This is a genomic window from Bacillus paranthracis (assembly GCF_001883995.1).
GTDB lineage: Bacteria > Bacillota > Bacilli > Bacillales > Bacillaceae_G > Bacillus_A > Bacillus_A paranthracis.
On sequence record NZ_MACE01000074.1, the window covers coordinates 43,936 to 57,482 of the forward strand.

Genomic DNA, 13,547 nt, shown 5'->3' on the forward strand with positions numbered 1-13,547 from the left:
ATTCTATGAAAAGAAAAGATGTGAAACGAATGACAAAAGAACATGACAATACACGTTCTATAGCTTTTACATACAAATTAATTTTAAGCATAATTGCATTCTTTCTTATTTTTATGGTAGCAATGGTATTAGGTGCTGCAGATACTTCAATAAAAGACGTATGGTCAGCACTCACTTCCTCCGCTAAAGGGGATAAAATATCTATCATTCGCGAAATACGTTTGCCCCGTGAAGTTGCCGCTATTTTTGTAGGAGCTGGACTTGCTGTTTCTGGAGCAATTATGCAAGGATTAACAAGAAATCCACTTGCAGATCCTGGATTACTCGGGCTATCTGGTGGAGCAAATGCTGCGCTTGCACTAACACTTGCTTTCAATCCCTCCATCAGCTATCTTTACTTAACATTAGCTTGCTTTATCGGTGCTGCAGTTGGTGCAATTATGGTATTTGGAATTGGTATGGTGAAAAAAGGCGGTCTCTCCCCTCTTCGAATTGTATTAGCTGGTGCTGCCGTTTCAGCATTTCTACTCGCAATTTCAGAAGGAGTCGGCATTTACTTCAAAATTTCACAAGATGTATCACTTTGGACTGCTGGAGGCGTAATTGGAACTACTTGGAGCCAATTGAAAGTTATTATTCCAGTCATTTCAATTAGTATCTTTATCGCTATCTTACTAGCAAAAAAATTGACAGTTCTTAGTTTCAGTGAAGAAGTGGCTATTGGACTCGGTCAAAAAATTATTGTTATTAAAACCATTCTATTTATCATTATTATCTTACTTGCAGGTGCGTCTGTAGCACTTGTCGGAAATATGGCATTTATCGGTTTAATGGTACCTCACATGGTACGCCCAATTGTCGGTCCAGATTACCGATTTGTTATACCGATGTCAGCAATTGCTGGGGCTTCCTTTATGCTACTTGCAGATACAATCGGACGTACCATTAACGCTCCGTACGAAACACCAGTTGCTGCTATTGTCGCAATTGTAGGATTACCATTCTTCCTATTCATTGTACGTAAAGGAGGAAAAATGTTCTCATGATACCATCTATTCTAAGAAAACAACGTCTTATCATACTCGCTTTACTTATACTAACCATTACAACTATTGTAATTGGAATGGGGCTCGGTTCAGCATCTTTATCTTATGATCGACTACTCCCAACGTTAATGGGACAAGGAACTTTTAAAGAGGAGTTCGTTTTATACTCTTTAAGGCTACCTAGAATTATCATTACATTATTAGCTGGTATGGCTCTCGCTTTATCAGGAGCTATTCTGCAAGGAATTACCCGAAATGATTTAGCTGAACCTGGTATTCTCGGAATCAACTCTGGGGCCGGTGTTGCTGTTGCTATTTTCTTCTTATACTTTCCAATAGATGTAGGTTCATTTCTTTACTTACTACCTATCGTTGGATTTATCGGAGCGTTTCTGACAGCTGTTCTAATCTACGTATTTTCATATAGTAAATCAACTGGACTTCAGCCGGTGCGATTAACATTAACCGGTATCGGTTTTGCATTTGCACTATCTGGAATGATGATCGTCCTTATTTCATCCGCAGATCGTATGAAAGTGGACTTTATCGCCAAATGGATTGCCGGAAATATTTGGGGAGATGACTGGATCTTCGTTTTAGCAATGCTCCCATGGTTAATCGTATTCATTCCGTTCGTTTTCTATAAAGCAAACCGATTAAACATTCTAGCATTAAACGAACCAGTCGCAATTGGCGTTGGAATTGAAATTGAAAAAGAACGCAGATACTTATTAGTGGCGGCCGTTGCGCTTGCAGCTGCAGCTGTTTCCGTAACAGGAGGAATTAGCTTTATTGGACTAATGGCTCCTCACATTGCAAAATCTTTAGTAGGTCCAAGGCATCAAATCTTCATGCCTATCGCCCTTTTAATCGGCGGATGGCTATTACTATTAGCAGACACAATCGGACGAAATATCGTTGAACCTAACGGTATCCCAGCAGGTATTGTTGTCGCTTTAATTGGTGCTCCTTACTTTATGTATTTGTTGCTTAAGAAGGCGTAAAAAACACCCTCAAGATCTTTTCTTGAGGGTGTTTTTATTCTACTGCTGTCCATACCCTTCAAACTTCTTCGCCAAATTCTCCATCTCGTCTTCTGGCAATAGCTTCGGTTCCCCAATGCTTTTCGTTTGATAATAAATTTGCGCACAAAACTCAATTTCTTCCGCAACGGTAAATGCCATTTTTATATGATTTGCACCTGCAATTAAACCGTGGTTCGCAAGTAAAACGGCACGGCGATCAATCATCCCTTCAAAAGCAGCCTCTGCTAATTGCTTCGTACCAAATGTTTCATACGGTGCACAACGAACATTTGGGCCTGCGAAAGCAATTAAATACGATACTGCGGGCAGTTCCCATCCTAATGATGCAATCGTTTTTGCATAAGGAGAATGTGTATGCACAAGCGCATTTATATCTTCACGCTTTCTATAATAAATAAGATGCATATCAAGTTCGCTTGATGGTTTTCTTTCTCCCTCTACTACATCGCCATCTAAGTTTAATATAACTACATCTTCAGGCTTCGTTTCATAATAATCTAAACCACTTGGGCTAATGGCAACAAGACCTTGCTCCCGATTGAAAATACTAATATTACCGCCTGTCCCCTTTGTTAAACCGCTAGAAATCATTTTCTTTCCATACGCTACAATTTCTTCTCTCTCTTTTTGTAATAACATATACATCCCCCTAAGTATGAAGCTTATGATGACTGACTTTGTATCTATCTACTTATTGAAATAGCTTTTTTAAGTTTTCCGTAAACGGTGCTTTTACAATCCCTTTTTCCGTAATAATCGCTGTTACATTTTCATGTGGCGTGACGTCAAATGCTGGATTATATACTTTACTTTCTTTCGGAGCAGAATATTGCCCAAAGCGATTAATCACTTCAGAAGCATCCCTTTCCTCGATCGGAATTTCTTTTCCTGTCGGTGTTTTTAAGTCGATTGTCGGTGTTGGTGCTGCTACATAAAACGGAATGTTGTAGTATTTCGCTAAAATAGATACGCCTAATGTCCCAATTTTATTTGCTATATCACCATTTGCTGCCACACGGTCGCATCCAACGATTACCGCATCAATCTTCCCTTGTGACATAACCATAGCTGCCATATTATCTGTAATGACAGTGACGTCAATTCCCGCTCGCTGCAATTCTAATGCTGTTAACGTTGAACCTTGTAATCTAGGACGTGTCTCATCTGAATAGATTTTCAAGTCCCATCCTTTTTCTTTCGCTAAGTACATTGGAGCTGTCGCAGTACCATACTTAGTCGTCGCTAACGCACCTGCATTACAATGTGTTAATACTCCCATTCCATCATGGAATAATGTTAGTGCATGTTCTCCAATGTGACGGTTAATTTCTTCATCTTCTCTATGAATCTCTTTTGCCTCTTCTAGTAATCTATCTTTCAACTGGGCGATTGATAAGTGTGCGTTCTCTGTCGCGACTGCCTCCATTCTTTCAAGTGCCCAAAATAAGTTTACTGCTGTCGGTCTTGATGTTGCTAAGTATGCACATACCTTTTTTACTTCCTCTATCAATTCTTCCACCGTATTTTGAGTAACTTCCTTGGCTCCTAAATACACCCCGTAAGCTGCTGAAACACCAATCGCTGGCGCACCTCTTACTTTCATTACTTGAATGGCATCCCACACACCTTCAGCTGTTTTAAAAGATTCATAGACAACCTCATTCGGTAATAATGTTTGATCTAATAAAACTAAAGCATCATCTTTCCACTGGATTGGTATTAATTGCTCTTCCATCATCTTCTCCCCTTACTTCGCGTAGTGCATTGACTGTTCTTTTAACGTTTCTACAAAGCTTGTACCTGTTTTATATTGATTCGCTCGTAAAATAAATTTCTTCGCTACTTGAAGACAAATACGTTCCGCTCTAGCACGTGCTTCCTCATTCTCAATACAAGTAATGTCTTTTACTTTCGCTAGCCCAACAATACGACGAATTAACTCAAGTCCCGTCACCGCAGCCGTATCCTCTAATACAGATTGTAAATAGATTTCGTTAAAGCCTTCTTCCTTCGCCATAATCTCTGTCACATGAATATCCCAAGCGTCTAAAAACTTCTTCTTAAATAAATCAATTACCTCTATTATTGTCGATTGTAACCAATCCATATACGTATCTTTCTCAGCTCCAGCTGACATCGTTGCATCTGCATTTACCCAAGCAAACATTAAATTCGCCATTACATTCCCAACGTCATATCCCATTGGTCCATAAAAGGCAAACTCAGGATCGATTACCTTTGTGGAATCATTTTTTACAAAAACAGAACCAGTATGCAAATCACCGTGAATAAGCGCCTGTGCATTCGTCATAAAAGAAAACTTAAGTTTAGCTACTTCTATACGGAGCTCTTTATCACTATAAATATGTTCTCTAATCCATCCATCATTTAACGGAAATAACTCATTACGCTTATTATGATTTGTAAATGGCTCAGCGTATACGAGTTCTTCTGTAATCTCACATAACTCAGGATTTATATAATTCTTCACAAGCTCCTTCTTCTCTTTATGATTCATTACAACATCCGATGTTAATAAGAGTGTATTTACCATAAAGGTAGTTAAATCATCCGCAAGCCTCGGAAATATTTCATGATGTATAAGTGCTGTACGTAATATTGTGTGATCCGATAAGTCTTCCATTACGCAACAATTCATCACACTATCAAACAAATACACCTTCGGAACAAGTCCAGGTGCTAACTCTTCCTCTAACTGCAAAACATCCGATTCTATACGAATACGATTCGTCGACAACTTAAACTCATCTGAAATACGTGCTGTATCCCCAGCTTGCTTTACAATGACAGAAATGTTCTTCTGTTCATCCCAAACGCGGAATACATAATTTAAATTACCATCGCCTATTTCTTTACACTGTAACCCCTTTGCATGTTCAAACTTACATAATTTCTCTTTCACATATACAATCACATCGCTAGCTTCCATTAAAAAATACTTCGTGAACTTAGACATGGTTTCCCCTCCACACTAATTGTAAGCGTTTTCTAAAAGCTATAAAAAATAATAGGATTAAATCTTTCATCCTATAATATATGTTCTTCTTTTTGAAATGTATATCTAGGTTTTATTATATCTTGTTAATATCTTGAGTCAATGTTTCTATATCATTGCAATATGCTTCCTAATTATATATTTGAGAGGACAAAAATTGTTCAAAAAGATTCTAGTTCATTTTATTTTATTTATCACACAATTCTTTGTAAAATAGAAATACGCAGTTCCTTTTCAAAAAGACAACTTCTAAGAAATATTTCCTTCCTAAGAATTTATACTTACATCATATCTCTAACATACACACTACTCATTCAAGCACTCATTGAAAATTTATAAACTTAAAATTACCTTTCCATTCCCTGTTATCCTTAATTGAGAATAAATATTAATTAAATTGATATAAAGTTCGTTTATTCGCTTGACAAAATAACCACTTCTATATGATAATTAATATCGAATTAGAATTATTATAGTTAATTAAAAAATATATTTTATGAGCACACTATTTTTTGATGCTCAAAACCAACATTTAGGAGGAATTTTAATATGTTATTAATCGGCACAGAAGTAAAACCGTTTAAAGCTAATGCTTACCATAATGGAGAATTTATCCAAGTTACTGACGAAAGTTTAAAAGGAAAATGGAGTGTAGTTTGTTTCTACCCAGCTGACTTCACATTCGTTTGCCCAACTGAACTTGAAGACTTACAAAACCAATATGCAACTCTTAAAGAGTTAGGCGTTGAAGTATACTCTGTATCTACAGACACTCACTTCACTCACAAAGCATGGCATGATAGCTCAGAAACTATCGGTAAAATCGAGTACATCATGATTGGTGACCCAACTCGCACAATCACTACAAACTTCAACGTTTTAATGGAAGAAGAAGGTCTTGCTGCTCGCGGTACATTCATCATCGATCCAGACGGCGTTATCCAATCTATGGAAATCAATGCTGACGGTATCGGCCGTGACGCAAGCATTCTTGTTAACAAAATTAAAGCAGCTCAATACGTACGTAACAACCCAGGTGAAGTTTGCCCAGCTAAATGGCAAGAGGGTTCTGCTACACTTAAACCAAGCCTTGACCTTGTAGGCAAAATCTAAGGAGTTCGATCAAAATGATACTAGATGCAGATATAAAAACACAACTATCCCAATATCTTCAATTAATGGAGAACGATATTTTACTTAAAGTAAGCGCAGGAGACGATGACGTATCTAAAGATATGTTAGCTCTAGTAGACGAATTAGCTACTATGTCATCTAAGATTACAGTAGAAAAAGTTGAATTAGAGAGAACACCAAGCTTTAGCGTAAACCGCCCTGGTGAAGACACTGGTGTCGTATTCGCTGGTATTCCATTAGGACACGAATTTACTTCATTAGTGTTAGCTTTACTACAAGTAAGTGGACGCGCTCCAAAAGTTGAACAAAAATTAATCGATCAAATTAAAAACATTCAAGGCGAATATCATTTTGAATCTTATATCAGCCTAAGTTGTCATAACTGTCCTGATGTTGTACAAGCTCTTAACGTAATGAGCGTTCTTAACTCTGGTATTACACATACTATGATTGATGGCGCTGCATTCAAAGAGGAAGTAGAAAGCAAAGACATCATGGCAGTACCAACAGTTTTCCTAAACGGCGAATCTTTCGGCAGCGGTCGTATGACACTTGAAGAAATTTTAGCTAAAATGGGTAACGGTCCAGATGCATCAGAGCTTTCTGATAAAGATCCATACGATGTTCTTGTTGTTGGTGGCGGCCCTGCTGGTGCAAGTGCAGCAATTTATGCAGCACGTAAAGGCATCCGCACTGGTATCGTTGCTGAGCGCTTCGGCGGTCAAGTAATGGATACTATGGGTATTGAGAACTTCATCAGCGTAAAACGCACTGAAGGTCCTAAGCTAGTAGCAAGTCTTGAAGAGCACGTTAAAGAATACGACATCGATGTAATGAATCTACAACGTGCGAAACGTTTAGAGAAAAAAGAACTTATTGAAGTGGAACTTGAAAACGGCGCTATTCTGAAAAGTAAGAGCGTAATCGTTTCAACAGGTGCTCGCTGGCGTAATGTTGGCGTACCAGGTGAAGCTGAGTTCAAAAATAAAGGTGTAGCATACTGCCCACACTGTGACGGTCCATTATTCACTGGAAAAGACGTAGCAGTTATCGGTGGAGGTAACTCTGGTATTGAAGCAGCTATCGACTTAGCAGGTATTGTTAAGCACGTAACTGTTCTTGAATTCATGCCAGAATTAAAAGCTGATGCTGTATTACAAGAACGTCTTAACAGCTTACCAAACGTAACTGTTCTGAAAAACGTTCAAACAAAAGAAATTACTGGTACTGATAAAGTAAACGGTATTTCTTACATCGATCGTGAAACTGAAGAAGTTCATCACGTTGAATTACAAGGTGTATTCGTACAAATCGGTCTTGTTCCAAACACAGACTGGTTAGGCGAAACAGTTGAACGCGTTCGCGGTGAAATCGTAACAGACAAGCACGGCGCTACAAACGTACCAGGAGTGTTTGCTGCAGGTGACTGTACAAATAATCCGTACAAACAAATCATCATCTCTATGGGTTCAGGTGCAAACGCAGCTTTAGGTGCATTTGATTACTTAATCCGTAACTAATATAGACGTGAGTAAAAGACGCATTACCAATTAGGTAATGCGTCTTTTTTATTACAATGTATCTACGTAGTCGTCAAAATCCTTCCAACATAGTATTGTATACGGCGACCCTATATCCAATACTACTTTTACATCCTCTGCCACTACTTTGATTCTTTTTAATGTGCTGTCTCTTTTTCCGGCCGGATAAATAGCAATTTTTACAACTTCCTGTTTTCCCCCCTCATAAATCTTTATTTTCAATTCTAATTGGTCTATTTCTTCTTTTGAAGGAACCTCTTTTCCTTCCCAATCACACATTTCGAACAGAGGATATCGATCTCCATGCCATTCCTCAACAATCTCAATGACTTTAAGGATAATATAATTCCCCGATACTAATTCATAACTAACAGCATCACCTGCTTTTAAAGAAGTATTAGCTATAAATCTCTTCGGTACTTTTTTCGCTTCTGGCTGCGGAGAATTTAACTGTTCTCTTAATTTATTTAAAACTACTTCACGTTTCTTCTGTAATTTAGGTTCTTCTTCCCAGCGAGCTAAATCTGTACCACTCTCTATTATTTGCAATGCCTCCTGCTTAACATTCTCTTGAAGTCTCCCTAACCTCCATTGTATGGAAGCAAATACTAACCAAAAGGCAATAGTTTCTTCATCATCTAATTCATTCTTGTACTCCTCAATTACAATCCTACTTGCTTCCTCATTTGAATATTCATTTGCTAACAAATCCTTATATAGTAACTTAATATCTTCAGCAATATCGTCTGATAATATTGCTACTCCCCAAGCACCCATACATTAACACTCCAATCTATACACTAAAAACCTCTCATTCCCATTCTTCTCATAAGCCCCAGGCAATCTTACTTCCCTCTTCAACTCAAACGCAGTCTGATTTTCTAAGAAGAAAATATAGTCCTCAGAAGGATAATATAAAATAATATCCACTTCTCTCCCCGTTTCTTCTACAGAAAGTAAAATGTTATTTACTACGTTCATAAATACTTGTACAGAAAATGGGTTGAAGAAATAAAATCGGTTATCACGTGGATCAATCTCATATTCCTGCGCTAAACAGCATTCAAACCCAATTTTATCTTTACTGTTTCTTACCTTTCGTGCATAACGATCTCGATTATCCATCGCTTCTTTATAAAACTCTTCATTCATTTCAATTCCAACTGCTGAAGCACCACATTTATGATGCATATAAAAGTTTAATCGTCCTTTTCCGCATCCAAAGTCTACAATTCGGTCGCTACTTCGTATTTCATATTGATTCAATAACTCATCTAATCCGCTATACGGCGTCGGTTCATAACGATGATAATGCATAGACTTGTTAAATCCTTTTTGCTCACCGACTGTTTTTATATGTAAAACTGCATCGTAATATTGTTCGTTCATTCGTTTTCTCCTATTAAGAAATGGTACTTATTATTATACACCATGTACTGGATGCTCATTTTTCATCAAATTAATAGGTACGTGAAATTATATCGACGATTTTCTCAATATATCTATCGTAATTTCAAATATATCAACGATTTTTTCAATATATCGACGTTTCGACAAAGGATATCGACTTAACGACAAATTTCTACAAAAAACAGGAGCTCCCTAGCCCCTGTCTTCTAACACTTTCAATACAGTTTGTTTTAATATTTCTACCCCATCCATAATGCAACTATGATCGAACTTCATATACGGATGGTGTAATCCAGGTTGTAGGTCTGCTCCTAATCCAAGCATGACAGCTTTTAAATGTGGTCTCTTCACTGTGTAGTAATGGAAATCATCGCTTCCTGTCGTATAAAGTGGTCCCGTACATTTATCTTCCCCATACACTTCAAGAATGCCTTTACGCATAAATCGCTCAGCTTCTTCTGAAACTTCAGCTCCTGGCGCGAGATCAATCCACTCATATGAAGTTTTCGATCCCATCGATGCAGCTGATTCTATGACATGCTCTATTTTTTTCTTCAATTCTTCTAATAATGTATTACTCTCCGCTCTGACATCTAAGCTAAAATGCCCGTTACCCGGAATAATATTTAAATTATCACCACCAGCTTGGCACCTCGTCATCTTTACTGAATAGGAACTTTGCGGTGGTAGCCATATGTTTTTCAAACCGATATTAATCATGGAAATAACATCAATCGCATTTATCCCTTGATGTGGGCGTGCTCCATGTGCATCTTCTCCATGAATCGTACCCTCTAAAAATCCTGCTGCTCCGTGACGAATTGATGGGGCAGCTTGTTTCAAAGATAGTTCTTCAATCGGGCGCAAATGAACACCGAATAGGAAATCCGCATCATCCACAGCACCTTTCTCTACCATTTTTAAAGCGCCATTCCCTTTCTCTTCTGCTGGCTGAAAAATAAATCTAACTGTACCACTTTTCCATCTCATATTCTTTAATTGTAAAATAAGTCCCATTACAATCGTCATATGAGCATCGTGACCACACGAATGATTCGCTTTAAATTCTCCATTCACTTCTTGCCAAAGTGCATCCATATCAGCGCGAATCGCAATAACAGGATTTCCGCTTCCAATTTCAGCAATCACCCCTGGGCAATCATCAAATATTTTATATGAAATTCCTTCTTCTTTTAAAAAGTTAGTAATATACGCTGTCGTTTCATACTCTTTCCAACTCACTTCAGGGTTTTCATGTAAATGCTGAAAAATTTCAGTTAAACGCTCTTGTAGTTCTAATGTTTTCAAAGCTACATTCTCCTTCCCAAATTCCAAACCATTCAGGTTAATTATACTTATGAAAAACAGATGTTTTTATGAACATATTGAATTTTTAGAAAAAAGTCAATTGTTTATTTTTAAACACTAAAAAAGCTTACTCTACATCTATATTACAAACTAAACAAACAACTAGAATATTACTTATTTTCTGTCTTTTATGTTGACGCTTACATATATTTTTAGTTATCATAACCTAATAAACGTCTATTTTACGACAATTCTAAAAATACAAACAAACATACATAACAAGGAGGACATTTATGAAAAAAGAAATACCTTTTGGTGTAGCCATGATCCCTATTATCATTACAGTTGCAGTTATGATGGTTACAATTGTTGTATTAAAACAAAGCCCTCACGTCCCACTTATTATCGGTACAACCGTTGCTTCCATCGTCGCTTGGCGTTACGGTTACAAATGGAACGACATTGAAGAAGCAATGTATAAAGGAATTCGCCTCGCATTACCCGCTATCGTTATCATTATTCTAGTAGGTTTAACGATCGGTGCTTGGATTGGTGGTGGAATCGTCGCAACAATGATTTATTACGGTTTAAATCTATTAACACCATCACTATTTTTAGTTTCAATTACAATTATTTGTTCTATTGTTGCATTAGCTATTGGTAGCTCTTGGTCTACAATGGGAACAATTGGTGTTGCAGGAATGGGCATTGGCCTAAGTATGGGAATCCCAGCTCCGATGGTTGCCGGTGCTATCATTTCCGGTTCTTATTTCGGCGATAAAATGTCACCGCTTTCAGACACAACAAACTTAGCCGCAGGATTAACAAATACAGATTTATTCACACATATTCGTCATATGTTATTTACTACAATTCCAGGTTTAATTATTACTCTTATCGTTTACGCTTTCTTAGGAAGAAGCTTCGGTGCTAACAATATCGATGCAAAAAGCATCGAGCAAACATTACAAGTATTGCAACAAAACTTTGTTATCTCACCTTTCCTATTAATCATACCTGTAGTTGTTATGGTATTGGTCGCTAAAAAAGTTCCTGCTATACCAGCTATTCTCGTAGGTATTATTTTAGGATTTTTATCACAAGTCTTTATTCAAGGTGGTTCTGTCTCATCAGCTGTCGCTGCACTCCAAAGTGGATTTGTCATAGACACTGGCAACAAGCTAGTAGACGAGCTATTTAATCGTGGTGGTTTAAGCTCTATGATGAATACCGTCTCTATGACAATTGTCGCTATGACTTTCGGAGGAGTATTAGAACATACAGGTATTCTTCGCTCCATTGTAAATCAAATTTTAAAATTAGCGACATCAGCAAAAGGACTTATCGCTTCAACTATCGCATCTTGCTTTGCAACAAATCTTACTTGCTCTGAACAATATATTTCGATTGTTGTTCCTTCAAGAATGTACGCGAATGCATACACAGAAAAAGGACTACATTCTAAAAATTTATCCAGAGCATTAGAAGATGGCGGAACATTAACTTCTGTTTTCGTACCTTGGAATACATGCGGCGTATTTATACTCGCAACACTTGGCGTAGGTGCATTTGAATATGCTCCTTATGCTATATTGAATTTCATCGTACCTATTATCTCGATCATTTACGGTATAACTGGTCTCACAATTACGAAACTATCTGACATTGAAAAAGCAGAACTACTAAAAAAACAAAACACTCAATTAGAAGCTTAAAGATAACGGTAAATTCAGTTCATATATTGCGCGAGGACGCCCTTGTTGATAAGGCATTTCCTCGCCGCAAATATGAGCATACCCATAATCAACTAGTTTCTTTAATAACCTTTCTGTTGATCGCCGGGTCACTTGTAAGTATTCAGAAAGATCTGCTGCTGTAAACTTTAATGACGGATGTGATTGACTAAATTGAATAATTTTTGATAAATTTGCTGGGCTAAGTTTCGTTTCCTTCGCTATTTTCATTAGTTCCGGATTATCATTTTTCAAACTTTGTACTCTCTGTTCTTTCGGGAACGGACCAAATAGTTCTTTATCACTTGTTAGTATATAAAAACAGTGGTCTATTGGATTATTCTTCGCGAAACCTTGGGCGATTTTAGCATTTTGCTCCGCTTCTTTCACAGTTTTTCCGTAACCAAATCCAATAGCTATCGTTCCTTCTATACTCGCAAATAAATTATTCATCGTATTTGTTTTTATAATGGATTCAATATTACCACGAGTCGTATATAAAATGAACGTCATTTCATCAATTGTTTTAAATGAACCACGTAGTTCTTTTGAAATAACATCTAATTGCTCAAGCAAACCATCTCGTAATTCTAAAGAAGAAATAATACAAGCACCAACAGTAGCTGAATGGCTTCTTGCTAACTCAGCTTTTATTTTTGCATCTTTTAGCCCATGTATAATAGATTGCTTCGGATCTATCATACGTTCTGAAGGAATACCTATTTTTTGAAGTTCATCATAGACAGCATGAATGCTAGTTAAAGCTAAATGAGCCTCTCCAGATTGATATTTAGCTACATGAAAATCAATAACTCTATTTATTTCATCTTTACTCCACAGCATATTTTCATAATCAAACACTTGTGGACTTTCTTTTATGCCAATATCATGGAACACATTTATAATGAATGAACGGTCTACTAAATCAATTGAAATTTTATGTGGTTGAACCCCTTGGTGATACATGACAGAAAGAATGGAAGATACGACAGTCGTCTCGTCTTGCTGTAAGTACGTACTTGGAATTCGTAATTGTTCTCTTATTTCTTTTGCCATATAATAAGGTAAAGCACCTGAGAAAAAGATGAAATCACAAGGCTTTAAACGCTTTAATAGTTCAGAAGATTCTGCCGGATGAAGGTAAACATATGGATCAATTTCTATTTCTTCTAGTTTATGAGCAATAGGTAAAAGTGTCTCCATAAACTCTTTTGAACCGACAACTGCAATTTTTATCATCATTTCTCTAACTCCTTATCATTAATTAACGACTATTTAACGTCAACTATATCAAATGTACAAAACCATTGTAA

General features: G+C 37.1%; 12 protein-coding genes. 5 read left to right on the plus strand and 7 right to left on the minus strand.

Translation table 11 applies throughout. The annotated features are described in order from the left end of the window. Positions 1-5 precede the first annotated feature (5 nt). Together BAQ46_RS25115 and BAQ46_RS25120 are read left to right on the plus strand one after the other, a co-directional pair. Positions 6-1,046: a FecCD family ABC transporter permease gene (locus tag BAQ46_RS25115; protein ID WP_000823048.1), complete on the plus strand. Its 1,041-nt coding sequence runs from the start codon at positions 6-8 to the stop codon at positions 1,044-1,046. Next, entirely contained in the window at positions 1,043-2,050 is a 1,008-nt protein-coding gene (locus tag BAQ46_RS25120; protein WP_000613088.1) for a FecCD family ABC transporter permease, read from the plus strand. The genes BAQ46_RS25115 and BAQ46_RS25120 overlap by 4 nt, the downstream gene beginning before the upstream one ends. A gap of 39 nt (positions 2,051-2,089) precedes the next feature. Here the strand turns inward: BAQ46_RS25120 and BAQ46_RS25125 are convergent, their stop codons facing one another. The 3 genes from BAQ46_RS25125 to mtnK are packed head-to-tail and all read right to left on the minus strand — an operon-like array spanning position 2,090 to position 5,069. Beyond that, a complete protein-coding gene (locus BAQ46_RS25125; protein WP_000926545.1) occupies positions 2,090-2,731 on the minus strand; it encodes an L-fuculose-phosphate aldolase in 642 nt (213 codons plus the stop codon). Positions 2,732-2,783: 52 nt separating this feature from the next. Then, positions 2,784-3,827: an S-methyl-5-thioribose-1-phosphate isomerase gene (gene mtnA, locus BAQ46_RS25130; protein WP_000392482.1), complete on the minus strand. Its 1,044-nt coding sequence runs from the start codon at positions 3,825-3,827 to the stop codon at positions 2,784-2,786. A gap of 12 nt (positions 3,828-3,839) precedes the next feature. Beyond that, positions 3,840-5,069, minus strand: coding sequence for an S-methyl-5-thioribose kinase (gene mtnK, locus BAQ46_RS25135; RefSeq protein WP_061130625.1), 1,230 nt, complete (start codon positions 5,067-5,069; stop codon positions 3,840-3,842). A 588-nt stretch (positions 5,070-5,657) separates the two neighbouring features. Between mtnK and ahpC the strand changes: the two genes are divergently transcribed. Continuing rightward, positions 5,658-6,221 carry an alkyl hydroperoxide reductase subunit C gene (ahpC, locus tag BAQ46_RS25140; RefSeq protein WP_000924422.1) on the plus strand — a complete coding sequence of 188 codons (564 nt, stop codon included), beginning with the start codon at positions 5,658-5,660 and terminating at the stop codon, positions 6,219-6,221. A gap of 14 nt (positions 6,222-6,235) precedes the next feature. Continuing rightward, positions 6,236-7,762: an alkyl hydroperoxide reductase subunit F gene (ahpF, locus tag BAQ46_RS25145; RefSeq protein WP_000599492.1), complete on the plus strand. Its 1,527-nt coding sequence runs from the start codon at positions 6,236-6,238 to the stop codon at positions 7,760-7,762. A gap of 51 nt (positions 7,763-7,813) precedes the next feature. On the opposite strand, the gene BAQ46_RS25150 is transcribed toward ahpF, so the two are convergent. From BAQ46_RS25150 to BAQ46_RS25160, 3 genes are all read right to left on the minus strand, one after another. Then, a complete protein-coding gene (locus tag BAQ46_RS25150) occupies positions 7,814-8,560 on the minus strand; it encodes a hypothetical protein (protein WP_014893355.1) in 747 nt (248 codons plus the stop codon). Between the two features lie 3 nt (positions 8,561-8,563). Beyond that, entirely contained in the window at positions 8,564-9,172 is a 609-nt protein-coding gene (locus BAQ46_RS25155) for an SAM-dependent methyltransferase (RefSeq protein ID WP_061130627.1), read from the minus strand. 213 nt (positions 9,173-9,385) lie between these two features. Next, positions 9,386-10,501, minus strand: a complete 1,116-nt coding sequence (locus BAQ46_RS25160; RefSeq protein WP_000853529.1) for a M20 peptidase aminoacylase family protein — start codon at positions 10,499-10,501, stop codon at positions 9,386-9,388. A 293-nt stretch (positions 10,502-10,794) separates the two neighbouring features. Here BAQ46_RS25160 and nhaC point away from each other — a divergent pair, with 293 nt between their 5' ends. Next, positions 10,795-12,216 (plus strand): Na+/H+ antiporter NhaC, encoded by a 1,422-nt coding sequence (gene nhaC, locus BAQ46_RS25165; RefSeq protein WP_000711545.1) that lies wholly within the window; start codon positions 10,795-10,797, stop codon positions 12,214-12,216. Here nhaC and BAQ46_RS25170 read toward each other — a convergent pair. Further along, the gene (locus tag BAQ46_RS25170; protein ID WP_071743012.1) at positions 12,205-13,476 is read right to left on the minus strand and encodes a transcriptional regulator; all 1,272 of its coding nucleotides are present in this window, start codon (positions 13,474-13,476) and stop codon (positions 12,205-12,207) included. The genes nhaC and BAQ46_RS25170 overlap by 12 nt on opposite strands. Between the last annotated feature and the right edge of the window lie 71 nt (positions 13,477-13,547).